Origin of the sequence: Eggerthella sp. 1_3_56FAA (genome assembly GCF_000185625.1) — a bacterium.
GTDB classification, from domain to species: domain Bacteria; phylum Actinomycetota; class Coriobacteriia; order Coriobacteriales; family Eggerthellaceae; genus Eggerthella; species Eggerthella lenta.
In genome coordinates this window covers 21314-44873 of record NZ_GL622580.1, presented here as the reverse complement: position 1 = coordinate 44873, position 23560 = coordinate 21314, and the positions used below count along the sequence as shown (strand labels likewise).

Here is a 23560-nt window from a genome sequence, read left to right as displayed (position 1 = left end):
CCTCCCTGAGAATTCGCGCTAGATCCGCGTCTGTTTCGCGCTAGATCCGTGAAAGGGGTCGAAGGATATGAAACCTGTTAGCAACGGTGCGAAAGCGGTCTTTGCGGTCGCTTTCGCCCTCTTTCTCGCGGTCGTCCTTGTCGGCATTGCGCTTTCGGACAATCCGGTAAAGAAGTTCTTCAAGCAGCAGGAAGTTCTGGATATTGCGAAGATGCACATGTCCCAAGTGAAAAGTGGCGAGGTCTATACGGGCGCGCTGCAATTCGCAGATGACATCGACTTCGACAACCTCGCGCTCAGCCAGGTAATCCCAATGTATAGCGCGCGCCAAAACGGAGACGTAGTGCGCGATGAGAACGAAGGATACGCGGTCTACTCCAACGGCAAGGTGGTGGCGTTGTTCGGGATCTATAAGTGCGATCCCGGTGCCGTTACTGGTGGTACCACCATGTCGAACGTCGGGCTCGAGGTTGTTCAGAACATGCTGAGCGATCCTGGCACCTGTGCGCTCTTGCAGCCTTGCGATTCTTCCGGCGCGCTGTACGTGACGCCTCATTCGAGTGAAGCCGTAGAAGTCTTCGACCCGGGCCCTTCCTTTCCCGGCGAACCTCCCGAGCCTCCTCCCGCACCTGAAACGGTAACGCTGGAATCGGTTGGAATCACATCGGAGATGATCTCCCAAATCGATTTCCCCGAGCATCAGGATCCCGTTCCGTTTAGCGTGTAGCAAGAGGGCTGACCGTCCAAGCGGTGGTTGCCGACCGAAGCGTGCGGATTATCTCAGGATTCCGCGCGTTTCGGTCGGCTTGTCGTATCATGCAGGTACCAATAAGCGCGGCGACGAGGAGGATCTTCTTGGACACCACCTTTATCGACGAACTGGCGAGCGCGGCTCCCACGCCCGGCGGGGGCGGCGCGGCATCCTACGTGGGAGCCGTGGCATCCGCGCTCGCGTCCATGGTGGGCAATCTGACCGTGGGCAAGAAGACGTACGCAGCGGTGGAAGACGACGTGCGCGCAACCCTCGAACGGCTCGCGCTTCTGCGGAACAAGCTGCTCGCGCTCATCGAGTCGGACGCGCAGGCGTTCGAGCCTCTGGCTGCGTCGTACCGCATGCCGAAGGCCACGCCCGAGGAGGCGGCGGCGAAGCAGGCGGCGCTGCAGCTGGCGCTGGGACCCGCGTGCGACGTGCCGCTGATCATCATGCGTACGTGCGCCGAGGTCATCGACCATGCCGACTTTCTCGCGCATAACGGCAGCAAGCTGGCCGTTTCGGACGCGGGCGCGGCGGCAGTGCTGGCGCAGGCGGCCGTGGTGGCGGCCAGCATGAACGTCTACATCAACGCGGCCTCGATGGACGACGAAGCGCGCGCCGATCGCTATCGCGCCGAAGCCGATCGGCTCATCGCCGAGGCGAACGAGCGCGCCGACGGAATTCTCGCCTACACCATGGACGCGATACGGTAACATCGCCAGTTTCACGACGCGAACCAGAAAGGCAGACATGGCTGAGCTACTGAAGGGGAAGCCCGTTGTCGACAGCATGGCGCTCGATCTACGCGCGCGCATCGAGGCGCTCGGCCGCGCGAAGGTCGTGCCCGCGCTCGCGCTCGTGCGCGTGGGCCAGCGTCCCGACGACCTGTCCTACGAACGCACGGCCCGTAAACGTGCCGAATCGCTCGGCATCGCCATCAGGCCGTACGAGTTGGACGAGTTCGCCCCCCAAGCGGCCATAGAGGCGGCAATCCACGAGGTGAACCGCGACGAAAACGTGCACGGCTGCCTGTTGTTCCGGCCGCTGCCGTCGTTCGTGGACGAGTCGCACGTGTGCGAGCTGCTCGATCCGAAGAAGGATATCGACGGCATCACGCTGGCATCGCTGGCCTCGGTGTTCACCGACGGCCACGCGGGCTACCCGCCCGCGACGGCGGCCGCGTGCATTCAGCTGCTCGATCATTACCAGGTGCCGCTCCAGGGCAAGCACGTCGTGGTGGTGGGACGCAGCCTCGTCGTGGGCAAGCCCGTGTCCATGATGCTGCTACGCCGCAACGCTAGCGTGACCATCTGTCACAGCAAGACCGAGAACCTAGCCGACATCATGCGTTCGGCCGACGTGGTCATCTGCGCCACCGGTCGCGCTCGGACGTTCGGCGCACAGTTCTTCGGCCCGGGTCAGACGGTACTTGACGTGGGCATCAACTTCGACACGCAGGGAAACCTGTGCGGCGACGTGGACTTCGCCGAGGTCGAGCCGGTGGTGGCGGCCATCACGCCGGTGCCGGGCGGCATCGGCACGGTCACCACGTCGGTGACGATGGCGCATACGGTGGCCGCTGCCGAAGCGGCGCTGGCCGCGCGCACCGGGAGGCGCTAGACGGTGCGAGCCTCTTCCCCGATGGGCCGCAAGTTCGTCATTGCCGATCCTGCTACCTGCATCGGCTGTAAGACGTGCATGGCTGCGTGTTTTCATCGCCACGATGTGCCGAACGACGTGGCCGTTCCGCGTCTTACGCTGGTCACTACGCGCACCATCTCGGCGCCTGTCGGCTGCCACCATTGCGCCGAGGCCCCGTGCGTGGACGCGTGCCCCACGGGGTGCCTGTTCACCGACGACGAGCATGTGGGCGTGCATCCGGACAAGTGCATCGGCTGTCGCAACTGCGTGCTGGCCTGCCCGTACGGCGCGGTGGAAATCGTAACCGAAAAGCTGCCGCCCGAACCGGAAGCCGCGTCCGGCACCGAGGCTGCGGCGGCTTCCGCTCAGGATGACAAGGGCGCCCGCGCGCGGGCTCGCGCGAAGAAGCGCAAGCGCACGAAATCGACCGTGGTGAAGTGCGACCTGTGCCTCGATCGCGCCGGCGGCCCGGCGTGCGCGGCGGCGTGTCCCACCAAGGCGCTGCGGCTCATCGATGCGCAGTTCATGGAGCGCGCGCGGCAGAACAAGCGCAAGGCGGCGGCGCGAGCGTCCGCGTCGTTCGCCAGCATGAAGCTCAACGCGGCTCTGGACGAGGGGGAGTAGGCTCATGGAAAAGCATATGGCGGTGTGCCCGTACTGCGGCGCCGGTTGCAAGATGAACCTCGTGGTGGAAAACGGCCAGGTCATCGATGCGGAAGGCCTTCCCGGTATCACGAATGAAGGCGAGCTGTGCCTGAAGGGCATGTACGGCTACGATTTCGTCAACGACACGAAAATCCTCACGCCGCGCATCTACCATCCTATGATCCGCCGCACGAAAGGCGCGCCGCTCGAGCGCGTCACCTGGGACGAGGCGCTCGATTTCACGGCCGAGCGGCTCCGCGCCATAATTGAGGAGCATGGTGCGGAATCCGTGATGCTCACCGGTTCGTCGCGCGGCGCGGGTAACGAGGCCAACTACGTGATGCAGAAGTTCACGCGAGCCTGTCTGGGCACGAACAACATCGACAACTGCGCGCGCACCTGTCATGCGGCCAGCGTCATCGGGCTCATGGAAGTCGTCGGATCGGGTGCCATGAGCGTGAGCATCCCCACGTTGGAGGAGACGGACTGCATCTTGCTGTTCGGCTACAACCCGGCGGCCAGCCATCCAATAGTGGCGCGCCGCATCGTGAACGCGAAGGAGCGCGGGGCCGATCTCATCGTGTGCGATCCGCGCGTCATCGAGTCGGCACGCATCGCGGATATGTACCTGCCGCTGAAGAACGGGTCGAACCTGGCGTTGCTGAACGCGTTCGCGTATGCGATCATCGACGAGGAGCTTGCCGACTGGGATTTCATCGACGAGCACACGACGGGCTTCGATGTCTGGTGGGAGGTCGTGCAGGACTACGCGCCCGAGGATGTGGAAGAGGTCACGGGTCTTCCGTCCGAAACCATCCGCCAGGCGGCGCGCCGCTACGCCAACGCCGATACGGCTGTCATCGGCTGGGGGATGGGCGTGACACAGCAGGCGCAAGGCGTGCAGACCGTGCGCGCCATCGCGGCGTTGGCCATGATCACCGGGCATATCGGCACGCATGCGAGCGGGCTTGCGCCGGTGCGCGGCCAGAACAACGTGCAAGGCAGCTGCGACATGGGCATGTGGCCCAGCCTGTATCCCGGCTACCAGCGCGTGAGCGACCCTGCGGTGCGCGCGAAGTTCGCAGCGGCCTGGGGTGTCGACGAGGAACGCCTGTCGCTCAAGGAGGGTTTCAAACTCACCGACCTGCCGCACGGCGTGGCCGAGGGCACGATCCGCGCGTTCTACAACTTCGGTGAAGACCCGCTGCAAACCGAGCCCGACACGGCGCAGATGCGCGCCACGCTGGAAGGCCTCGACCTGCTGATCAGCCAGGACATCTTCATGACCCAGACCACGGCGCTGGCCGACGTGGTGCTGCCCGCCACGTCGTGGGCCGAGCACGACGCCGTGTACACCGCGTCGGACCGCTCGTTCCAGCGCACCACCGCCGCGCTGCCGCCGAAGGGCGAGTGCCGCCACGACTGGCAGATTTTCGCCGACCTGTCCACGCGCATGGGCTATCCAATGCACTACCGCGACACCCAGGAAATCTGGGACGAAGTGCGCAGCCTGTGCCCCCAGTTCGCCGGTGCGACGTACGAGAAGATGGCCGGCACGGGCTACGCTCAGTGGCCCATCTTCGCCGAGGCCGCGGACGATCCCGACAACCACGGCACGGCCGAGCTGTTCGCGGGCGGCATCTTCACCACGCCCGACGGAAAGGGTCGCCTCGAGGCGGCTGCGTGGCGTCCGCCCACCGAGCAGCCCGACGAGCGCTATCCGCTCGTGCTGTGCACGGTGCGCGAGGTGGGTCACTACTCGTGCCGTTCGATGACCGGCAACTGCAAAGCGCTGGCAGCGCTGGCCGACGAGCCGGGCTACGTGAGCATCAGCCCGGTCGACGCCGACGCGCGCGGTATCGACGAGGAGCAGCTCGTGTGGGTCGCGTCGCGCCGTGGCAAGGTGCTGGCGCGCGCGGCGGTGGACGAGCGCATCAACGACGGCGCCGTGTACATGACCTACCAGTGGTGGATCGGCAAGTGCAACGAGCTGACCCTGCACGCCACCGACGGCGAATCGGGCACGCCCGAAGACAAGTACAGCGCCTGCCAGGTGGAGGCCATTCCCGATCAGGCGTGGGCCGAAACGTACCTTGTGGAGCGCTACGCCGAGCTGAAGGCGCAGCTGGCAGCCGAGGCCGACCGGCAAAACCCGCAGCCCGAGACCGAGATTTCGGCCGCTTCGAGCGAAGTGGCCGATGTCGTTCCCGCCGTTCCGGGCGGAGCGACCGAAGGCGGCGAAGCCGCCGGAGTCGAAGGATCCCGCGCGGCGTTAGCAGGAGGAGTTTCGGGGGCAGCAGGCGTCCCATCGGTTGCCGCCGCCGAGCCGCCCCGCGCGTTCGCGCCGCACGAGGCCGAGGTGGCGGGCCGCGCGCTGTACGCGAACGGCGAGGAAGAGACGCTCGTATGAACCGCTTCGTCGTATCCGACCCGTCGCGGTGCATCGGCTGCAGCGCCTGCCGCGTCACCTGCACGGAAAGCCATCGCCGCCGCGCCCTGCGGCCCGCCTCGCGCATCTCGCTCGTGAAGACGCGCACGGTGTCGGCCGCCGTGACGTGCCATCAGTGCGAAGGCGCGCCTTGCATGACGGTGTGCCCCGAGGGCGCCATCGTACAGGAGCGCGATCGCCTGCACGTGGACGAAAGCCGCTGCACAGGGTGTTTGCTGTGCGCGCTCGTGTGCCCGTTCGGGGCGGTGTACCCGTCGGCGCCCTCGACCGCGCACGTCAAGGCGGCGCCGTACAGCCGCGCTTCGTCGGCGCGCTCGGCCGGGTTGCTGCGCCAGAAGGAGACGGGCGCCTACACGTCGGTGGTGATGTGCGACCTGTGCGCGAAGTCGCCGAACGGCCCGCGTTGCGTGGAGGCCTGCCCTACGAAGGCGCTCGCGCTGGTGGACGAGGGCATGCTGGAGGCTTTGGGTCGCACGCGACGCATCGAGGCCATCGAGATGACCGACATCGCCATGCGCGGCGCTTTGGGAGCTGACCTGGCCGTTCGGGTCGATGCGTTGTTCGACAGGGAAGGGGATGCCTGATGGGGACGATCAAGCCGCGCGTGCCGAACGCCATCTCGGCGGGACGGCCCGCTTCGTCGGCGCGCCGCGTCCACGAGCCGGTCAAAGGAAAGCCTCGCCACGACTTCGAGCGCTGCATCGCTTGCGCAGCCTGCGCGGTGGCATGCGATGCGGGCGCTATCCGCATCTTCATCGACGAGGACGAAGGCCTGCTGGTGTGGACGCTCGACCTGTACGATTGCACGCAGTGCGGTCGCTGCGTGCCCGTGTGCCCCACCGGCGCGATGGGCCTCATCGAGGGCGCGGAGTTCGCCGACGACCCGGAGCCGCCCAAGCGCTGCCTGTTCGCGTTGGCCGAGTGCGAGTCGTGCGGCCGTTACTACGCAACGAACAAGGAGGTGGCGTTCGCGAACGAGCTGCTCGAGCAGGAGGAGCACGCCGATGCCGCTCGCGCTCGCGCGCTCACGTCCATCTGCCCCGACTGCAAGCGCCTGCACGATGCGAAAGCCGCCGCCAGGAGAAGCGGCATGAAGCGCGGATAACCTCCCAAATCAACGCAAGCACCCAGCCTCTGACGCGGTGTGGGTGCCTTCATTCCCTGCATCTGAGCGTAGCCCTGTTAGCCGGCGCTCGGCGTCAAAGGAGCTGCAAGCTTCGCCATTCATATATATGATGAAAATCATCATGGACAAAACATGCCGCTTTTCGGTAGTTTTCAGCAGCGAATCGGAGTGCTTGGTCAAGACAATTCGAAGAAATGCCAGGTGAGAAAGCTTTCGTTGGCTTCATCCTAGGCAGAGAATACTGAAAAGTGCCCCGTTTTGTCCATGACTTTTCGGCTAATATTAACCTGCAACCGGCAAGCAACTCGCGGGCGTTTCATGCGAAACGCCCGCATTCGCGTTGGAGAAACCACCCCGGTGACTTCTTTGCGCTAGCCGATCGAAACCAGCTCGCGGGGGTAGCTGTTGAGCACTTCGCAGCCGTCTTCGGTGACCAGCACGAGGTCCTCGATGCGCACGCCGAACTCGCCGGGCAGGTAGATGCCCGGCTCGATGGAGAACACCATGCCCGCTTGCACCGGCGCGTCGTGCGCGGCCGACACGTCGCCGGGCTCGTGCACGTCGAGGCCGATCTGGTGTCCCAGGCGATGCGTGAAGTAGGAGCCGTAGCCCGCCTCTTCGATGATTGAGCGAGCTGCGGCGTCGATGTCGCAGAAGCGCACGCCGGGAGCTACCAGCTTGCGCGCCGCCTCGTTCGCGCGCCGCACGGTGTCGTGCACCTCGCGCAGTTTTTCGCTGGGCTCGCCGAACACGAAGGTGCGCGTCATGTCGGAGCAGTACTCGCCCTTGCGGCAACCCACGTCGAACAGGACCACGTCACCGCTGGCCAGCGGCGTGTCGTCGGGCTCGTGGTGCGGATCGGCCGCGTTCGCGCCGAAGCTGACGATGGGGGTGAACGAGTGGCCCTGCGCGCCCAGTTCGCGGTAGATCGCCTCCAGCTGGCCGGCCACGTCGGCCTCGGTGACGCCCTCGTGCACGAGCCGGCGGAAACGGTCCATGGCGGCATCGTTCGCGGCGCTGGCGGCGCGCATAAGCTCGCGCTCGGTATCGTCCTTGATGGCGCGCGCGTCGTCTACCGCATCAGAGGCCAGCACGAAGCCGCTCGCCGCGCCGCGCTCCATGAGCGGCAGCAGGAAGCGGGCAGGCAGGTTCTTGTCGCAGCCCAGCGGCTTGTCGGCATCGCACAGCCCTTCGACGATGGCCAGCGGATCGTCGGTGTCGGTGAACGAGCGCACGGTGCAGGCGGCGTCGGCCGGCGCGGCGAACAGCGCATTCAGCACGAGGGTGGGTCGAGCGTCCGATCCGACGATCAGCCCGAGGAAGCGCTCGCCCGGCTCGATGAACGCTCCGGTGAGATAGTGGATGGAACGGGGATCGCATACGAGCATCTGCTCGAGACCTCGGTTCGCGAGGTTGCGCCTCACGGTTTTGATGCGCTGTTCGTACATGGCGTGGCTCCTTACGTTGTCGCCGACAAGGTCGGACGGGTTTGTTTGCTGCGATGATAGCTCATCGAGCGCTACGCGCGGCGCATCTTCCCTCGAATGCGGGGATATTCGGGAGGGCTGGTTCGCGCAGGCGCGTTTAGCGTATGATACGAAGCATGGCAAACGGACTTACATACATGCGCAAAACCACCTCGTCCGAGGCGACGAAACAGCTGGCGGCCACGCTTGCGCCCTACTTGCAGGCGGGCGACGTCATCGTGCTGTCGGGCGATCTAGGTGCGGGCAAGACGCAGTTCGTGCAGGGCGTGGCGGCAGGGCTCGGCGTGCGCGACCAGGTGACCAGCCCCACGTTCAACATCTTGCTGACGTACCCTGCCGGCTCGCTGCCGTTGTACCACTTCGATCTGTACCGACTCGAAGAGGCGGACGAGCTCGAGGACATCGGCTATTACGAGACCATCGACGGCGACGGCGCGTCGTTCGTCGAGTGGGGTGAGAAGTTCCCTGAGGCGCTTCCGTACGGTTATCTGGAGATATCCATCAGGGTGGACGACGAGGGCAACCGCTCCGTGCGGACCCACGCTTACGGCGACCGTGCACGTCGGTTGCTGTTCGTGTGGGCGAAGGATTCGAAATCGCGGCTGATGAAGTGCGCGGGAGGAACTGCGTGAGCGACATGAATTTGCGTCCCGAAGGGGCGTCCGAGCGGGCACGGTACGTGCTCGCCTTCGATACTGCCAACGAAATCATCGCTATCGGGTTGGGCGTGCTGCATGCGTCGTCGCGTATGATCGAGTTGACGGCTTCCGTGGAAGCCGAGGCTCGACGCGCGTCGAACACCCAGCTGCTGCCCCGCATCGACGCAGCGTTGGCCGAACACGGCGTGGCACGCGAGGACATCGCGTGCGTGGCGGTGGGCCGCGGCCCGGGATCGTTCACGGGCGTGCGCATCGCGATGGCTACGGCGAAGGGCATCGCGTCAGCACTCGAGGTGCCGCTGGTTGGCGTATCGTCGCTTGATGCGGTGGCGTGGAACGCATGGGCGGCGGGCGAGCGCGGGCCGCTGTCCGTGGTGGCCGACGCCATGCGCAAGGAAGTGTACCCGGTGCGCTATCTGCTGAACGATACGGGCATCGAGCGGTTGGAGGCCGACCGCGTGGTGAAGGCCGAAGACGCCGCGCGGGAACTTGCTGCTGAGGGCGACCTGTCCGGGTCGGCGTCTGCGACGGTGCCCAGTCGCTCGGACAGTCCTGGCTCGCACGAAACGTCCGCAGGACGTTTCGGCTCGACGGGCGCGGCGCCGCGGAGCGAAGCGGAGCAAGTCCCCGAAGGGGAGACTCGCTTGGTGGGCGCCATCGCAGACGCCGACCCTGCCGAGGGGGACGCGTGGCCGCAGGTTTCCGCACGTCTTCTTTGCGGCGATGCGCTGAAGAAATATGGGGAGTTATTTGAGGGCTGCGGGGCGGCGCTGCCTGCCGAGTTGTGGATGCCGACGGGTCGCGGGCTGTTGCTGGCGCTGCAGGCGGCGTGGCGGGCGGGCGAGGCCGACCCGCTCGATGCGCGTCGCCATGACCCTGCGTTCGCGCTGCCGGTGTACACGCGCCTATCGGATGCGGAGGAGAACGAGCGCATCCGCCTGGCGAAGAACGATCCGAAGAACCTTGCGACCGGCGTGCAGGACGTGGCGAAGCGGGCCGACCAGCGCGCGACCATGCACGATACCGCCATCCTGAACGCACAGCCCGACGAGCATGGCATCACGTACAAGCCGCTCGATGCCGCCCATGCAGGCGCTGTCGCGACGTTGGAGTCCCTAGTCATGGGATCAGACGCTTGGAGCGAAGCGCTCGTGGCCGACGAACTCCCCCGCGCCGACCGCGTGTGGTGGGCAGCTTACGAAGGGGAAGCGCTTGCGGGTTACGCCGGCGGGTGGATCGTCGACGGGCAGGTGCAGATCCTCAAGGTGGGCGTCGACCCGGCCATGCGGCGACGCGGCATCGCGCGCGAGCTGTTGGCGCACGTGGCGGCCGATGCGCGCGACCTGGGCGCGTCCCGTTGCTCGCTCGAGGTGCGGGCGGGGAATGTCGGTGCGCAGGAGTTGTACGCCGCGCTCGGCTTCCGTTCGCTGGGTGTGCGCCCGCGTTACTACTCCGACGGCGAGGACGCCGTCATCATGGAGGGCCCTCTGCCGTTGGCCAGGCACGATGTGGCCGGCATGGAGCTGGTGGTGGGCGCTGCCAGCGACGATGCCCGCTCCCTCCGTGACGAAGTGCAAACGGATGTTTCACGCGAAACATCCGAACGCCGCCCCCTCATCCTCGCCATCGAATCGTCCTGCGACGAGACGGCGGCCGCCATCGTCGACGGCAACGGCACGCTTATCGCCGACGTCGTGGCCTCGCAGATCGACTTCCATGCGCGCTTCGGCGGCGTGGTGCCCGAGATCGCTAGCCGCAAGCACATCGAGGCTATCTGCGGCGTGTGCGACGAGTGCTTCGACGTGGCTGCTTCCGCGCTGGGCATCGAACGTCTGACCTGGCGCGATCTGGATTCCATTGCCGTGACGTACGCGCCGGGGCTCGTGGGTGCGCTCGTGGTGGGCGTTGCGTTCGCGAAGGGCGCCGCGTGGGCGGCCGGCAAGCCGTTCATCGGCGTGAACCATCTGGAAGGCCACCTGTACGCGAACAAGATCGGCGCGCCCGATTTCCAGCCGCCCGCGGTGGTGTCGCTCGTGTCGGGCGGCAACACGCTGCTCGTGCATATGAAGGGCTGGGGCGACTACGAAACGCTGGGCGCTACCATCGACGACGCGGTGGGCGAGGCGTTCGACAAGGTGGCGAAGGCGCTGGGCCTGGGCTATCCGGGCGGTCCCGTCATCTCGCGCGAGGCGGCCAAGGGCGACCCGAACGCCATCCCGTTCCCGCGTGCCATGATGCACTCGGGCGACCTGCGCTTCTCGTTGTCGGGTCTGAAAACCGCGGTGGTCACCTATATCAACAACGAACGCGCCGCCGGCCGCGAGCTGAACGTGCCGAACATCTGCGCCAGTTTCCAGCAGGCGGTGGTGGACGTGCAGGTGAAGAAGGCCGAAATGGCGCTCGAGCAGACGGGCGCGCGCACGTTCTGCCTCGGCGGCGGCGTGGCTGCGAACCCCGCGCTGCGCGACGCGTACGAGCAGCTGTGCGAGCGTCTGCACGTGCGCCTCACCCTGCCGCCCTTGAGCGCTTGCGGCGACAACGCCGGCATGATCGCGCTGGTGGCCCTCGACCGCCACAACCAGGGCAAGTTCTTCACCCTGGAAGCCGACGCCCAAGCCCACGCCAACCTCGACGAGCCGTACTGACGAGTCGAGGCGTCGCTACGCCCTTATGCGTACTCGTTGAACAAGAGGCTGAACAAAGTCAATACTAGAACATAAGTTCGTTTTTCTTTATACTGAGAGGGTAAGGAAAAACGGCGTTGTGCTTTGCTGCACCCTTCGGTCCGAAGCGCCACGGAGGGAAGGGGTCACGCATGGCTCGTCTGCGCATCTTGTTGTATGGTATCGATAGTGATACTATTCATGAGTAGATTGGAGCGCATCGTCGGGGCGATGCGGCAAAATCCCTGCAACGTCGCTTTCTCGGATCTCGCGTACGTTTGCGAGACGTATTTCGGCGAGCCGCGCCAGAAAGGGGCGTCGCATCGCGTGTACCGTACGCCTTGGAGCGGCGATCCGCGCATCAATATCCAGAACGATCGCGGCAAAGCGAAGCCTTATCAGGTAAGGCAGGTCCTTAAAGCGATAGACATGGTATCGGAGGTGCAGTGACGTGAACGATGCAGATCGATACGCGTATCGGGTCGTGTGGTCACAGGAGGATGGGGAATACGTCGGGACGGTTGCCGAGATGCCTTCGCTTTCGTGGCTTGCGGACACGCCCGAAAAGGCGTTCGACGGCATTCGGTCGCTTGCCGTCGAAGCCGTTGCCGATATGGAAGCCTTGGGAGAAGCCGCGCCCGCCCCGATTGCGAGCCGGGCGTACTCTGGGAAGTTCCAAGTGCGCATCCCTCCCGAACTCCATCGTAGGCTTGCGATGGAGGCCGCAGAGGAGCGAGTGTCCCTCAATCGCCTTGTTGCGGCGCGCTTGGCGTAGCACCGCCTCTCCGGGTCAGTGCTGACGTTCCGGCCGACCTCCGTCTTAACCTCATCTTAACGCCCGCACCCTCCATCTTTACGCCGTGCTCATGCGGTTCTTCCTATGCTGGGTTCGTGGCGGTGCTGTCGTATGCGCCGCCACGCAAAAGGACCGATAGGAAAGGATCGAGATGGAATTCGTAGCAGGCTTCGTAGGAGGGTTGAGCATCTTCCTTGCGCTCTACCTGTTCTACAAGCTTCTCAGGGGCGGTGACGAACGGTGATAGACGAGCTGTTCGAATACGGCGTGTACCTGGCGCTGCTGGTGGCTTTGGCCATCCCGCTGAGCGCGTACCTCAACAAGGTCATGGCCGGTCAGAAGACCGTGCTCTCGCGGGTGCTGGTTCCGGTGGAGAACGCGGTCTACCGCTGCATCCGCGTAGACAAGTCCGAGGACATGGGGTGGAAGCGCTATCTTGTGAGCGCGTTCGCGTTTTCGGCGATCTGCCTGGTCGGGCTGTTCGCCATTCTCATGCTGCAAGGTCTGCTGCCGTTCAACCCCGAAGGGCTTCCCGGGCTGTCCTGGGATCTCGCGTTCAACACCGCCGTCAGCTTCGTCACGAACACGAACTGGCAGGCGTACAGCGGCGAGAGCGCGCTCAGCTACTTCTCCCAGGCGATCGGCCTGACGGTGCAGAACTTCGTCACGCCCGCCGTGGGCTTGGGCGTTTTGTTCGCGCTGTTCCGCGGCATCGTGAGCGAAGGGAATCCGGGCCTCGGAAACTTCTGGGTCGATGTGACGCGCGCGGTGCTGTTCGTGCTCATCCCGCTGTCGCTTGTGGTGACGATGATCGACGTGCAGCAGGGCTCGCCGCAGAATTTCAACGAGTACGAGACGGTGCAGCTGCTGGAGCCGGTCGGCGTGACCGCTGATGGCAGCATCGTCGATGCCGACGATCCGGCCGCCGTGGAAACCATCGACCAGGCGACGGTGCCGATGGGCCCGCAGGCCAGCCAGGTCGCCATCAAGCAGCTGGGCACGAACGGCGGCGGCTACAACGGCGTGAACTCCGCAAGCGCGCTCGAGAACCCCACGCCCCTCACCAACCTGGTGCAATGCCTGTCGCTGCTGCTCATCCCCGTGGCGTGCGTGTTCAGCTTCGGCCGCTTCGTCATGGATCGCCGCCAGGGGCGCGCCGTGTTCGCGGCCATGTTCATCTTGCTGGTAGGCGCGCTCGTGGCCATCGCGGTGTTCGAGCAGATGGGCACGCCCCAGCTGGCGGCCGACGGGCAGGTGTACATGGGCGCCAGCGGGCAATCCGGCGGCAACATGGAAGGCAAGGAGACGCGCTTCGGCGTGACCGACTCGTCGCTGTGGGCCGCGTTCACCACGGCCGCCTCGAACGGTTCGGTCAACGCCATGCACGACAGCTTCACGCCTATCGGCGGCATGGTGCCCATCGTGTTGATGGCGCTGGGAGAGGTGGTGTTCGGAGGCGTCGGCTGCGGCTTGTACGGCATGCTGGGCTTCGTCATCCTCACGGTGTTCATCGCCGGGCTCATGGTGGGCCGCACGCCCGAGTACCTGGGCAAGAAAATCGGCCCGAAGGAGATGCGCATGGCCGTGATCCTGTGCATCACCACGCCGCTGCTCATCCTAGTCGGCGCGGGCATCATGAGCCTCGACCCGGCGACGGCGAACAGCCTGAACAATCCCGGCGTGCACGGGTTTTCGGAAGTGCTGTACGCTGCCACGTCCGCAGGAGGCAACAACGGTTCGGCCTTCGCGGGATTCAACGGCAACACGCCTCTGATCAACCTGGTGCTGGGATTCGAGATGTTGGCGAACCGCTTCATCCCCATCGCGGCGGTGTGCGTGCTGGCCGGCAGCCTGGCCGTACGTCCCAAGGTGGCGACGAGCGCCGGCACGCTGTCCACCAGCAACGCGCTGTTCGTGTTCCTGCTCGTACTCATGGTGCTGCTGATCGGCGCGCTCACGATGTTCCCCGCGCTTGCGCTGGGTCCCGTGGCCGAACAGCTGATGATGGTGCTCTAGGAAGGCGGGCGAAAGAAAGATGACGACTACTGCAATGAACGAAACTCCTATGGGCGCAAGCCCGCAAGGTGGCAAGCGCGCCGGGCGCAAGGCGTCGATGAGCGCGTTGGCCAAGCGCGCCGTGATCGACTCGTTCGCGAAGCTCACGCCGCGCGAGCAGGCGAAGAACCCGGTCATGCTCATGGTGTATATTTCGGCTATCCTGACGCTCGGCCTGTTCGCGCTGTCGCTGTTCGGCGTCGCCGATGCGCATCCCGCTTTCATCTTCGCCGTATCGGCGGTGCTGTGGCTCACGGTGCTGTTCGCGAACTTCGCGGAGGCGCTCGCCGAGGGACGCGGCAAGGCTCAAGCCGACTCGTTGCGCGCCGCGAAGCGCGACATCGACGCCCATAAGCTGAACGAAGGCCTTGTGGCCAAAGGCACCCATGCGGACGACCCGGCCGAGTTCTTCCGGCTCAACGCCGAGGAGGTGAGTTCGGCCGTCCTCAAGAAGAAGGACCTGTTCTTCGTGACGGCGAACGAACAGATTCCCGCCGACGGCGAAATAGTCATGGGAGCCGCGTCGGTTGACGAAAGCGCCATCACGGGCGAGTCCGCCCCGGTCATCCGCGAGGCCGGCGGCGATCGATCGGCCGTCACCGGGGGCACCACGGTGCTGTCCGACTGGCTGGTGGTGCGCGTGACGGCCGATGCCGGTCACAGCTTCCTCGACCAGATGATCGCCATGGTGGAATCGGCCGCGCGTAAGAAGACGCCGAACGAGATCGCGCTCGAGATCCTGCTCATCGCGCTGACCATCGTGTTCTTGGTCGTGTCCGTGTCGCTGTTCGCGTTCAGCGGGTTCGGCGCCAGCCAGGAGGGCATCGCGAATCCCACCACCATCGCCTCGCTCGTCGCGCTGTTCGTGTGCTTGGCGCCTACCACCATCGGCGCGCTGCTGAGCGCCATCGGCATCGCAGGCATGAGCCGCCTCAACCAGGCGAACGTGCTGGCCATGAGCGGCCGCGCCGTGGAGGCGGCTGGCGACGTGGACGTGCTGCTGCTGGACAAGACGGGCACCATCACGCTGGGCAACCGCCAGGCGGCCGAGTTCATCCCGGTCGACGGCGCAAGCGAGCGCGAGGTTGCCGACGCGGCGCAACTGGCAAGCCTCACCGACGAGACGCCGGAGGGTCGCAGCATCGTGGTGCTGGCGAAGGAGCTGTTCGACATCCGCGCCCGCGTGCTGGAAGGGTCGGGCATGACGACCATCCCGTTCACGGCGCAGACGCGCATGAGCGGCGTGGACTTCGAGGGCCACGAGATTCGGAAGGGGGCGGCCGATGCCGTCAAGAGTTATGTGGAGTCGTGCGGCGGCACGTACAGCGCTCAGTGCGCCTCAGCGGTTGAGCATGTCTCGCGCGCAGGCGGCACTCCGCTGCTTGTTGCTCGCGATCATCGTATTCTGTGCGTCGTCTATCTGAAGGACATCGTCAAGCAGGGCATCAAGGAGAATTTCGCCGACTTGCGCACGATGGGCATCAAAACCGTCATGATCACGGGCGACAACCCGCTGACGGCCGCCGCCATCGCCGCCGAGGCCGGCGTGGACGACTTCATCGCCGAGGCAACGCCCGAGACGAAGCTGGCCGCCATCCGGCAGTATCAGGCCGAGGGCCACATGGTGGCCATGACGGGCGACGGCACGAACGACGCGCCGGCGCTCGCGCAGGCCGATGTGGCCGTGGCCATGAACAGCGGCACCCAGGCGGCGAAAGAGGCCGGCAACATGGTGGACCTCGATTCCAGCCCCACGAAGCTCATCGACATCGTGCGCATCGGCAAACAGCTGCTCATGACGCGCGGCAGCCTGACCACGTTCTCAATCGCCAACGACGTGGCGAAGTACTTCGCCATCATCCCGGCGTTGTTCGTGCCGTTGTACCCCGCGCTCGAGGCGCTCAACATCATGCGCCTGACCAGCCCCACCACCGCCATCTTGGCGGCCGTCATATACAACGCGCTCATCATCGTGGCGCTCATCCCGTTGGCTCTTAAAGGCGTGAAGTACCGCGAGGCCACGTCCCAGAGCCTGCTCAAGCGCAACCTGGCCGTGTACGGCCTGGGCGGCATCGTCTTGCCGTTCGCCGCCATCAAACTGCTGGACATGGGCCTGACGGCGCTGGGCGTCGCGTAGGAAGGAAAGGATCCATCATGACGTTCAAATTGGGAAACCAAGCGAAGACCTGGGGAAGTGCGGCGTTGTTCTTCCTCGTCACCACGGTGCTGTGCGGCGTGATCTACACGGCGGCGTGCACGGGTTTGGCGCAGCTTTTCTTTCCGCACCAGGCGAACGGCTCCATCATCGAAGTCGACGGAACGAAGTACGGAAGCGAGCTGGTGGGCCAGCGGTTCACCGACGAGAAGCACCTGTGGGGCCGCGCCATGAACCCCAGCACGGGCACGTTCACCGATGCCGAGGGAAACGACGTGCTGTGGTACGCCCCGTCCAATCTCAGCCCTGCGGGCGACGAGTTCGCGACGGCGGTGCAGGATCGCGTCGAGCAGATCCGCGCGGCTCATCCCGAGATGGGGAACAAGCCCATCCCCAGCGACCTCGTGACGAACTCCGGCAGCGGGTTCGATCCGCACATCTCGCCGGCTGCCGCCGAATACCAGGTGGACCGTTTGGCGAGGACAACCGGCAAGAGCGCGTCCGAGATCCGCGACATCATCAAGCAATGCACCGAGCAGCCCCAGTTCGGTTTTCTGGGGGATGCGCGCGTGAACGTGCTGAAAGTGAACCTGATGCTCGACGGCGTGCTATGATGGCGGCACCGATACGACTGCGAGTGTGATTATGGACTACGAAGCAAGGCGCGACCCCGATGCGATCCTGCGGCAAATCGTCGAGGAGGAGGCTGCCGAGGGCGATACGCGCGGCAAGCTCAAGATATTCTTCGGCTATGCGGCGGGCGTGGGTAAGACCTACGCCATGCTCGAGGAGGCCCACGCCGTGCTGGAAAAGGGGTTCGACGTGGTCGTCGGTTACGTCGAACCCCACACGCGGGCCGATACGATGGCGCTTGTCGACGGACTGGAGCAGATCTCCCCATCGACGGTTCAGCATAGAGGCATCTCTCTGCGCGAGTTCGACCTGGACGCCGTGCTGGCGCGCCATCCCCAGATCGTGCTGGTGGACGAATTGGCCCACACGAACGCCCCGGGTTGCCGGCATCGGAAGCGCTACCAGGACGTCGAGGAGCTGCTGCGCGCAGGTATCAACGTGTTCACCACCGTGAACGTCCAGCACCTCGAAGGGCTCAATGACAAGATCGCCGCCATCACGCACGTGAGCGTAGCCGAGCGCATTCCCGACCGTATCTTCGACCAGGCTGCATCGGTCGAGCTCGTCGATATCGAGCCAGACGATCTGATCGAGCGCTTGGAGGCGGGAAAGATATACCTTCCCGATCGCGCCCGCACGGCGCTCGGCAACTTCTTCTCCCGGAAGAACCTGGCGGCGTTGCGCGAGATCGCGCTGCGCCGCATGGCCGATCGGCTGACGCGCAAGGCCGAATGCACCGAGGCGGGCGCGCGTGTGGAGGCCGGCGAGGACGTGCTGGTGTACGTAACGCACAATACGGGCAACGTGAAAGCCATCCGGGCCGCTGCGAATATGGCGGAGTCCTACCATGGGGCGCTCACTGCGGTGGTGGTCGAGTCGTCGCAGAGCAAGAAGTTCGATTCCGACCAGCGCGGACGACTGCGCGCCAACATCGATCTGGCCGAAGAGCTGGGTGCGCACGTAGTCACGCTGTTCGGTGACGATATAGCCCAGCAGCTGGCGCAGTACGCGGTGACGGCCGGCGCGACTCATATCGTGGTGGGCAACGCCACGGGTGGCCTGTCGGTGCGTTCCCTGCTGCGCGAGAGCCTGGTGAGCCGGCTGATGAAGCTCGCGCATGGGGCCGTGGTCGACGTCGTGCCGACGAAGGACTTGCCTGCGCAATATGGCCGGCTGTCCGAAGCCACAGGGTTTCGCCTGACAGGCGCTGACGTTTGGCGTGCGCTCGCGTCGGTCGCCATCGCCACGGCTATCGGACTGGCCATCTATTCCCTTGGGTTGGCCGGTTCCGTCGTGCTCATGCTCTACCTCATCGTGGCCCTGCTCATCGCTACGCGCGCCGACGGCTTCTTCTATGCGCTGTTCGTGTCGATGGGCAGCGTGTTTGCATACAACTTCTTTTTCACCATCCCGCGGTTCACGCTTCATGCGGTAGGGCTGAACTATCCCATCATCTTCGCGTTTCTGCTCGTGGGCACATTCGCTGCATCATCGCTGGCCATCCGCATGAAGCGTCAGGCCGAGAGCACCGCGCGCCGTGCGTATCGCATGGAAGTGCTGTTGGAATCCAGCCGAAAGCTGCAGGGTGCCCGCAATGCGGACGAGTGCTTCCGGCTTGCGGCCGAGCAGGTCATCAAGCTGCTGAACCGCCCGGTGGTCATGTACCGCTTGGGCATCGACGGTCGTCTTGCGAAGCCCGTGGTGCACGACGTCCCTGGGACGCTGGGCGGCGATGCCGGCGCCTGCGCGCTCGCATCGCCCGAAGAGTCCGCGGTCGCCGCATGGTCTGCGGCGAACAACGAGCGTGCCGGAGCCACTACCGACACGCTCGCCGATTCGCAATGCCTGTACCTGCCCATCCATTCGAAGGACGCTGTGTTCGGAGTAGCCGGCATCGCGATGGACGACATCGACGGGGAGGAGGACTTCGGGGCTTTCGAGAAGAACCTTTTGCTGGCCATCCTGGACGAATGCGGTCAGACTACCGAGCAGATCGTCTTCGCCGAGGATAGGCGGCGCATGGAGATGCGCATGGAGAAGGAAACGCTGCGGGCGAATCTGCTGCGCACCATCTCGCACGACCTGCGTACACCGTTGACCAGCATTTCGGGCGACGCGGACATGCTTTTGCACGATCGCGGCGCGCTGTCGGCGCAGCAGAAGGAGCACTTGTACCGCGACATTCACGACGACGCGTGCTGGCTGGTCACGCTCGTGGAGAACCTGCTGTCCATCACGCGTATCGACAACGGCACGCTGCAGCTGGCCGAACAGCCCGAGCTGGTGGCGGATGTCGTGAGGGAGGCTCTCCAGCACGTCGATCGCCGCGCTGGGAGACGCCGCGTCGACGTGGAGTTGGAAGACGAGCTGCTTATGGCCGACATGGATGCGCGTTTGATCGTGCAGGTGATCATCAACCTGGTGAACAACGCGGTATCGTACACGCCGGCCGACGGGCGCATAGTCGTGAGCGCGCGGCGGGTCGTGGAGCACGATCGTCCGCGGGTGCGCATCGCGGTTGCCGACGAAGGCCCGGGCATTTCCGAGGAAGATCGCAAGCATATCTTCGACATGTTCTACAATGGCTCCACCGGCCGGCGGGGCGGAAAGAGCGGCGATTTCAAGCGCGGCATGGGCTTGGGCTTGTCGCTATGCCGTTCCATCGTCGAAGTGCACGGCGGCACTTTAGACGTGCGCAATGTGAACCCGCACGGTAGCGAGTTCTCGTTCACGCTGGCAGCGGTGGAGGCCGGGGACGTGGTGGCGCGATCGACGGAGGAAGCGCGTGGCTGATGGGTACCGGATACTGGTGGTAGAGGACGACGCGGCGGTGCGGCGCCTTGTGACGACCACGCTCGATTTGCACGGATACGCGTACCGGGAAGCCCGTACGGCGTCGCAGGCGCTGCTCGAACTGTCGTCGCAGCCGCCCGATCTGGCTATCCTCGATCTCGGTTTGCCCGACGGGGACGGGGTGGAGGTCATTCGCACGTTGCGCGGGTGGTCGTCGCTGCCGGTCATCGTGCTATCGGCGCGTTTGGAGGATGCCGACAAAGTGGAAGCGCTCGATGCCGGAGCGGACGATTACCTGGTGAAACCGTTCTCGGTCGAGGAGCTGCTGGCTCGCGTGCGCGTGGCGCTGCGCCGATTGGATCGGGAGCGAGCGATGAAGGGGGATGCGGACGAAGCCGTCTACCGCAACGGGAGCCTCCGCATCGATTATGCGGCAGGCAGCGTGTGGCGCGACGACGAGGAGATTCACCTCACGCCGTTCGAATACAAGCTCCTCTGTCTGCTGGCGCGCAATACCGGCAAGGTGCTCACGCACAACTACCTGCTCAAAGAGGTGTGGGGCACCATGCTCGCGTCCGATCGCTCGTCGCTTCGCGTGTTCATGGCCACGCTTCGCAAGAAGATCGAGCCCGATCCTGCGAACCCTCGCTACATCCAAACCCACGTAGGGGTAGGGTATCGCATGATGCGCGTGGAATAGGAGCGCTTCGAGCTTACGACCCCCCCCCCTCCTCTCTCTCTTCTTCTTCTTCTTCTTTCGGTCGATCGTCGAATAGGGTTTTAAGGCAGGAAATATTTTCGGGCCCGACCGTTTCCTTTCGCTTGCAGCGTCCCCTGTTGGGCGAGTGCTGCCAGTTCGCGCTGAGCGGTTCTGCGGGCGACTCCCTTGCGCTCGAGATCGGAAACCGTTGCATATCCACGATCCAAGGCGATTTGTCTTGCAAGAGAAAGCATATCGTGAGGACGCTCCGCGACGGGTTCGACGTTCTCGACGTGCAGGGGGACCGTCGTTGTGAAAATCGCCCCCTCGTTGAGAACCGGTTCCGCCCCAGAGTAGACTTTGGTGTATTTGTACAGGTTCCGTGTGCCGGAACCCAGCTCTTCCGCCAGCCCGATGTTGTTGAAGAATGCGCCTATCAGGGGGTTCTTTGGGATAGGATTGAAATCGCTCAGCGTGATTCGACCCATGAAAGGGGCGCGACTTGCATTTTCCGTGCGCAACCTTTCATTGTCGATGATGAGTTTTGCAGGAAATGGGCTCGTGTATTCGCGATGCACGAGCATGTTCGAGATTACCTCGCGAACGATGATGTCGCGAGGGCTCACGCGAACGGAGCCTTCAAGGTGGAACCGATCCGGCAGATGTTTCGTGCAAAAGCCGGTGAGTTGGTCGAAGGCTTCTATCAGATTGCTTGTGACGATGACGCGATCGTCGTATCGATCCTGGTCGCTTATCCTGACAACGGCATCCGTTTTATAGGAAGGGCACAGCGACCGAATGACGTCGGCATCGCCCAACAACAAGACGGCTGCAAGGTTGAATCCTTTTTCGCCCGTGACGAAGTTCTTGCCGAAAAGCCCTGCCGAATGCAAGAGGTCTTCGTCGGTCATGCCGTTCCAAGGGTGTCGGGTTCGTTTTCCCGTGGCCATCGTTCGGATGGCGGGAAGCAAATCCATGCGCAAATCACTTGCTTCCACATACGGGAACACCCGCTGCTCGGTGTAGATGTTCTGCTTGCGTACGCACAAAGCCGTAAGCTGGCTTTCGGTGCTCACGACAACGTCGGCGTCCTCGATGCGCTCGAATATCCTCCCTTTGTATCGGTGGATCGACGGACTGGGAGGAATCCATATCCGAACAAGCGACGAGCCCTCGAAAACGATGTCTTCGAACTCAAGGGTGGCCGGCGGGTCGAAAACGTTCGGATTGTGAACCACGTTGGTCACGTTCCTTTTCACGGGCACGATATTCTCTTCGGGGATTCCGATTGCGTTTCCATCGTCTTCTACTCCCAGGTAGATGCTGCCCCCGAAGCTGTTCGCGAAAGAGCAGATGGTCTCGAACGTGTCTCTTCCAACCGAGTTTCCGCAGCGTTTGAACTCGATGGAGGGGGTCTCTCCGGTTGCGAGGTCGCTGCGCAATTCTGCTTCGTCCATGGGCGCCCTTTCCGAGTGATTCAGAGGAAACTCAGTATAACAACATTTGGCGCGATTTGGCGCGATTTGGCGCGATTTGGCGCGATTTGGCGCTTTTCGATTTCTCGATTCCGACTCCCCGGTTGGCGCATAATCCTCGGAAGAGGCTCCTCGCCCCCGGAGCCGCGCCAGCTTCCTACCAAAACACGTTCTGATGACGGTTTTGGTAGAGAAAATCCCCTGCGGACATCCGCTTAGGTTTCTCGAACTGGGAAAACGTTCCGCGGATCGGGTGAAAGGGAACCCGATCCGGTGGTTTCCCTACCAAAACCGTCATCAGAACGTGTTTTCGCCAAGGGAAGGGTCGGCGTGCGGGAACGCCCCCCCCCCGTCTGCGTCGGGAACGCGACGGCGCGGATCTTTCCAGCCGATGCCTTCACCGGAGGCGAGGTCGTAGAACGCGATCCGGCATTATGCGTTAAACGGGGAGTCGGATTCTCGGGTTTTCGTCATGTGCATGGTGATGCCGCCCATTAAACGGGACGAGGAGCTTGTCCCGCCAAGCGAATTTGACGAAATGTCGGGAATATTTGCTTCAATGCAAGTCCCTGATCAGCGAGAATAGTGCACGATGGAATCGTTGGGAAAGGGACAGCGCATGGTGGGCGAGAAGCTTATGAAGCTGCGGAAGAAGCGGGGGATGAGCCAGCAGGAGGTGGCGTCCGCGCTGGGCGTGACGCGGCAGACCGTTTCCAATTGGGAATGCGATCAGGGTGCTCCGTCGCTCGACAAGGCGGCCGATCTCGCCCGTCTGTGCGGCGTGAGCCTGGACGATCTGGTGGCCGACGAGGTGGAAGTGGTAGTGGCCGATCCCGATCAGGCCGCTGGAAAGCCGCGTGACCTGCATGTGCTCCGCCATCTGGAAGGCAAGCAATGCCGCATCTGCTATCGGTATACGCATGATGAAATCGACATCTTCAAAGCGGTTTCGATGCCCGAGAAAGCGCGCGTGCTCGATGTCAGCGATGGTTGGCTGCGCGTCGAACACGAGCTGGGCGGCGGTGCGCCCTGGTCGAAGAAGGAAACCGCAGTGCGCCTTATCGACATCGATATCATCGACAGCGTACTGGCTTGGCCGAACGAGGATGATAGTCCGCATGCGGCAACGTGCGAGGAGGCGATCTCGTGACGGAGCTTTTGCTGGTTATCGTCATCGTGCAGCTCGGCTTCGTTTTGAGCAGGCTGCCCAAGAAAAACGATTCCTCGAAAGAGAGCGTATCCGATCGCTTCGAGCGCGAGCAGAAGGGGAACGCCGTGTTCGTCGCCTCCCAGCTTCGCAAGTTGCACGGTTGCGCGTGTGCGTTCACTCTCTGGGCGCCAGGGCGCATTTTTGCTGACGAGTCTCCGTCAACGCAAGGACGCGGTATCATCCTCGACTCCGACGACGAATGGGTGCTCATCGAGTGTCCCGCCCCGTTCGGCGCGAAGGGCGCCACGCAGCGCCTGTTCCGCATAGCCGACATCAAGTCCGTCGCAGAGATCGTCGGTTAAAGTCACGCAGTGTTCCT

20 protein-coding genes are annotated in these 23560 nt (G+C 64.1%); 18 read left to right on the top strand and 2 right to left on the bottom strand.

The window, feature by feature from the left end:
- Window positions 1-67 precede the first annotated feature (67 nt).
- The 7 genes from HMPREF1023_RS05625 (at window position 68) to HMPREF1023_RS05595 (ending at window position 6594) form a co-directional block, all read left to right on the top strand.
- The gene (locus HMPREF1023_RS05625; protein ID WP_009305222.1) at window positions 68-727 is read left to right on the top strand and encodes a hypothetical protein; all 660 of its coding nucleotides are present in this window, start codon (window positions 68-70) and stop codon (window positions 725-727) included.
- Between the two features lie 128 nt (window positions 728-855).
- Window positions 856-1467, top strand: a complete 612-nt coding sequence (locus HMPREF1023_RS05620) for a cyclodeaminase/cyclohydrolase family protein (RefSeq protein WP_009305221.1) — start codon at window positions 856-858, stop codon at window positions 1465-1467.
- Window positions 1468-1504: 37 nt separating this feature from the next.
- Window positions 1505-2374 (top strand): bifunctional 5,10-methylenetetrahydrofolate dehydrogenase/5,10-methenyltetrahydrofolate cyclohydrolase, encoded by an 870-nt coding sequence (locus HMPREF1023_RS05615; protein ID WP_009305220.1) that lies wholly within the window; start codon window positions 1505-1507, stop codon window positions 2372-2374.
- A 78-nt stretch (window positions 2375-2452) separates the two neighbouring features.
- Window positions 2453-3019, top strand: a complete 567-nt coding sequence (locus tag HMPREF1023_RS05610) for a 4Fe-4S dicluster domain-containing protein (protein WP_227111352.1) — start codon at window positions 2453-2455, stop codon at window positions 3017-3019.
- Window positions 3020-3023: 4 nt separating this feature from the next.
- Window positions 3024-5450 carry a formate dehydrogenase subunit alpha gene (fdhF, locus tag HMPREF1023_RS05605; protein WP_009305217.1) on the top strand — a complete coding sequence of 809 codons (2427 nt, stop codon included), beginning with the start codon at window positions 3024-3026 and terminating at the stop codon, window positions 5448-5450.
- Entirely contained in the window at window positions 5447-6073 is a 627-nt protein-coding gene (locus HMPREF1023_RS05600; protein WP_009305216.1) for a 4Fe-4S dicluster domain-containing protein, read from the top strand. The genes fdhF and HMPREF1023_RS05600 overlap by 4 nt, the downstream gene beginning before the upstream one ends.
- Window positions 6073-6594 carry a 4Fe-4S dicluster domain-containing protein gene (locus tag HMPREF1023_RS05595; protein ID WP_009305215.1) on the top strand — a complete coding sequence of 174 codons (522 nt, stop codon included), beginning with the start codon at window positions 6073-6075 and terminating at the stop codon, window positions 6592-6594. Before HMPREF1023_RS05600 ends, HMPREF1023_RS05595 begins: the two co-directional genes overlap by 1 nt.
- Window positions 6595-6986: 392 nt before the next feature.
- Here the strand turns inward: HMPREF1023_RS05595 and HMPREF1023_RS05590 are convergent, their stop codons facing one another.
- Window positions 6987-8063: a Xaa-Pro peptidase family protein gene (locus HMPREF1023_RS05590; RefSeq protein ID WP_009305214.1), complete on the bottom strand. Its 1077-nt coding sequence runs from the start codon at window positions 8061-8063 to the stop codon at window positions 6987-6989.
- A gap of 176 nt (window positions 8064-8239) precedes the next feature.
- Here HMPREF1023_RS05590 and tsaE point away from each other — a divergent pair, with 176 nt between their 5' ends.
- From tsaE to HMPREF1023_RS05545, 9 genes are all read left to right on the top strand, one after another.
- Window positions 8240-8734, top strand: coding sequence for a tRNA (adenosine(37)-N6)-threonylcarbamoyltransferase complex ATPase subunit type 1 TsaE (gene tsaE / locus HMPREF1023_RS05585; RefSeq protein ID WP_009305213.1), 495 nt, complete (start codon window positions 8240-8242; stop codon window positions 8732-8734).
- Window positions 8731-11406 (top strand): tRNA (adenosine(37)-N6)-threonylcarbamoyltransferase complex transferase subunit TsaD, encoded by a 2676-nt coding sequence (gene tsaD / locus HMPREF1023_RS05580; RefSeq protein ID WP_009305212.1) that lies wholly within the window; start codon window positions 8731-8733, stop codon window positions 11404-11406. Before tsaE ends, tsaD begins: the two co-directional genes overlap by 4 nt.
- A gap of 219 nt (window positions 11407-11625) precedes the next feature.
- Window positions 11626-11874 carry a toxin HicA gene (locus HMPREF1023_RS05575; protein WP_035578820.1) on the top strand — a complete coding sequence of 83 codons (249 nt, stop codon included), beginning with the start codon at window positions 11626-11628 and terminating at the stop codon, window positions 11872-11874.
- A 1-nt stretch (window position 11875) separates the two neighbouring features.
- Window positions 11876-12199: a type II toxin-antitoxin system HicB family antitoxin gene (locus tag HMPREF1023_RS05570; protein ID WP_009305210.1), complete on the top strand. Its 324-nt coding sequence runs from the start codon at window positions 11876-11878 to the stop codon at window positions 12197-12199.
- A 261-nt stretch (window positions 12200-12460) separates the two neighbouring features.
- Entirely contained in the window at window positions 12461-14236 is a 1776-nt protein-coding gene (gene kdpA, locus HMPREF1023_RS05565) for a potassium-transporting ATPase subunit KdpA (protein ID WP_009305209.1), read from the top strand.
- 49 nt (window positions 14237-14285) lie between these two features.
- Window positions 14286-16412 (top strand): potassium-transporting ATPase subunit KdpB, encoded by a 2127-nt coding sequence (gene kdpB / locus HMPREF1023_RS05560; RefSeq protein WP_009305208.1) that lies wholly within the window; start codon window positions 14286-14288, stop codon window positions 16410-16412.
- Between the two features lie 17 nt (window positions 16413-16429).
- The gene (kdpC, locus tag HMPREF1023_RS05555) at window positions 16430-17044 is read left to right on the top strand and encodes a K(+)-transporting ATPase subunit C (protein WP_009305207.1); all 615 of its coding nucleotides are present in this window, start codon (window positions 16430-16432) and stop codon (window positions 17042-17044) included.
- Window positions 17045-17075: 31 nt separating this feature from the next.
- Window positions 17076-19856, top strand: coding sequence for a sensor histidine kinase KdpD (locus HMPREF1023_RS05550; protein ID WP_009305206.1), 2781 nt, complete (start codon window positions 17076-17078; stop codon window positions 19854-19856).
- Entirely contained in the window at window positions 19849-20556 is a 708-nt protein-coding gene (locus tag HMPREF1023_RS05545; protein WP_009305205.1) for a response regulator, read from the top strand. The genes HMPREF1023_RS05550 and HMPREF1023_RS05545 overlap by 8 nt, the downstream gene beginning before the upstream one ends.
- Window positions 20557-20636: 80 nt before the next feature.
- Here HMPREF1023_RS05545 and HMPREF1023_RS05540 read toward each other — a convergent pair whose 3' ends face one another.
- Entirely contained in the window at window positions 20637-22013 is a 1377-nt protein-coding gene (locus HMPREF1023_RS05540) for a helix-turn-helix domain-containing protein (RefSeq protein ID WP_009305204.1), read from the bottom strand.
- A 610-nt stretch (window positions 22014-22623) separates the two neighbouring features.
- Between HMPREF1023_RS05540 and HMPREF1023_RS05535 the strand changes: the two genes are divergently transcribed.
- Together HMPREF1023_RS05535 and HMPREF1023_RS05530 are read left to right on the top strand one after the other, a co-directional pair.
- Window positions 22624-23181, top strand: coding sequence for a helix-turn-helix transcriptional regulator (locus HMPREF1023_RS05535; RefSeq protein ID WP_226844389.1), 558 nt, complete (start codon window positions 22624-22626; stop codon window positions 23179-23181).
- Window positions 23178-23543, top strand: a complete 366-nt coding sequence (locus HMPREF1023_RS05530; RefSeq protein WP_009305202.1) for a hypothetical protein — start codon at window positions 23178-23180, stop codon at window positions 23541-23543. The genes HMPREF1023_RS05535 and HMPREF1023_RS05530 overlap by 4 nt, the downstream gene beginning before the upstream one ends.
- Window positions 23544-23560: the final 17 nt, after the last annotated feature.

Bases quoted from the DNA above. Each gene is read 5' to 3' on its own strand.
- tsaE (WP_009305213.1), top strand. From the start codon at position 8,240: ATGCGCAAAACCACCTCGTCCGAGGCGACGAAACAGCTGGCGGCCACG.
- kdpC (WP_009305207.1), top strand. From the start codon at position 16,430: ATGACGTTCAAATTGGGAAACCAAGCGAAGACCTGGGGAAGTGCGGCG.
- HMPREF1023_RS05590 (WP_009305214.1), bottom strand. From the start codon at position 8,063: ATGTACGAACAGCGCATCAAAACCGTGAGGCGCAACCTCGCGAACCGA.
- HMPREF1023_RS05540 (WP_009305204.1), bottom strand. From the start codon at position 22,013: ATGGACGAAGCAGAATTGCGCAGCGACCTCGCAACCGGAGAGACCCCC.
- HMPREF1023_RS05550 (WP_009305206.1), top strand. From the start codon at position 17,076: ATGGACTACGAAGCAAGGCGCGACCCCGATGCGATCCTGCGGCAAATC.
- fdhF (WP_009305217.1), top strand. From the start codon at position 3,024: ATGGAAAAGCATATGGCGGTGTGCCCGTACTGCGGCGCCGGTTGCAAG.
- HMPREF1023_RS05575 (WP_035578820.1), top strand. From the start codon at position 11,626: ATGAGTAGATTGGAGCGCATCGTCGGGGCGATGCGGCAAAATCCCTGC.
- HMPREF1023_RS05625 (WP_009305222.1), top strand. From the start codon at position 68: ATGAAACCTGTTAGCAACGGTGCGAAAGCGGTCTTTGCGGTCGCTTTC.
- HMPREF1023_RS05600 (WP_009305216.1), top strand. From the start codon at position 5,447: ATGAACCGCTTCGTCGTATCCGACCCGTCGCGGTGCATCGGCTGCAGC.
- HMPREF1023_RS05615 (WP_009305220.1), top strand. From the start codon at position 1,505: ATGGCTGAGCTACTGAAGGGGAAGCCCGTTGTCGACAGCATGGCGCTC.
- kdpB (WP_009305208.1), top strand. From the start codon at position 14,286: ATGGGCGCAAGCCCGCAAGGTGGCAAGCGCGCCGGGCGCAAGGCGTCG.
- HMPREF1023_RS05610 (WP_227111352.1), top strand. From the start codon at position 2,453: ATGGCTGCGTGTTTTCATCGCCACGATGTGCCGAACGACGTGGCCGTT.
- HMPREF1023_RS05595 (WP_009305215.1), top strand. From the start codon at position 6,073: ATGGGGACGATCAAGCCGCGCGTGCCGAACGCCATCTCGGCGGGACGG.
- HMPREF1023_RS05535 (WP_226844389.1), top strand. From the start codon at position 22,624: ATGGAATCGTTGGGAAAGGGACAGCGCATGGTGGGCGAGAAGCTTATG.